Consider the following 1,257-nt stretch of genomic DNA (forward strand, 5'->3'; position numbering starts at 1 on the left):
GGGGAGGGTACAACCTGATAACATCATTTACATTCTAACCCGAGGACATCGTTTACATTTTTCCCGTAAACTTATCATCAAAATACCAAATCCACTGGAGATTGATGATGCCTTGGATAGAGACCGATGCGATGCAACAGCGTGTACTTTTCTTAAAAGCGTGGCTAAGCCAACGCTATACTAAAACTGAACTGTGTCAGAAGTTTAATATTAGCCGTCCAACGGCAGATAAATGGATTAAACGCCACGAACAGCTTGGCTTTGAGGGCTTAACCGAGTTATCTCGTAAACCTCATCATAGCCCTAATGCCACGCCACAATGGATTTGTGACTGGCTTATCAGTGAGAAACTTAAACGTCCTCACTGGGGTGCCAAAAAGCTTTTAGATAGCTTTACTCGGCATTTTCCAGAGGCGAAAAAACCGGCTGATAGCACGGGCGATTTAATTTTGGCGCGTGCAGGGTTAGTTCAGCCTCGTAAGACGAAGCGTCGTATGAGTTCAGACACACAACCTTTTGGCGAATGCATCGCACCCAATGCCACTTGGAGTGCTGACTTCAAGGGGCAATTTTTACTCGGCAATCAGAAGTTTTGCTATCCGCTGACGATTACGGATAATTTCAGTCGCTTTTTATTTTGCTGTAAGGGGTTGCCGAATACAAAATCAGCGCCTGTTATTACTGAGTTTGAACGCCTTTTTGAGCAATTTGGTCTGCCGTATTCGATTCGTACCGATAACGGTTCACCTTTTGCATCGCAAGCATTAGGTGAAATCAGCAAACTTTCTAAATGCTGGATTGACTTAGGCATTCGTCCTGAACGAATTAAGCCATCACACCCAGAGCAAAACGGACGACACGAGCGAATGCACCGTAGCTTAAAAGCGGCGCTTCAACCTCAAAATAGCTTTGAAGCTCAACAGACATTCTTCAACCAATTCTTACGAGAATACAACGAAGAACGTTCACATGAAGGCATTGGTCGTAAAACACCTGCAGAATGTTATGAGCCGTCAAAGCGAATTTATACAGGTCACATTGAGCCATATGACTATGGGGATAATGTTGAAATCCGCAAAGTGAAACTCAGTGGCGAAATCAAATGGCAAGGAAAAACTTATTATCTCAGCCAAGTGCTTGCCAATGAACCTGTAGCGTTCGAGCCTTATGCCGATGGCATTTGGCATATTTATTATCGCTTTCATTTACTGGGCAGTTTTGATGCCAAGGAAATGAAAATTAAATCTGCCACATTGT

At 43.5% G+C, this 1,257-nt stretch carries 1 protein-coding gene; it reads left to right on the plus strand.

Annotated elements, in window-relative coordinates:
* Positions 1-107: 107 nt before the first annotated feature.
* The coding region (locus tag B0184_RS08525; RefSeq protein ID WP_078177672.1) for an integrase core domain-containing protein at positions 108-1,257 on the plus strand (1,150 nt) is incomplete at its 3' end.

Source organism: Haemophilus paraphrohaemolyticus (genome assembly GCF_002015045.1).
In the GTDB taxonomy this organism is placed as follows: domain Bacteria; phylum Pseudomonadota; class Gammaproteobacteria; order Enterobacterales; family Pasteurellaceae; genus Haemophilus_A; species Haemophilus_A paraphrohaemolyticus.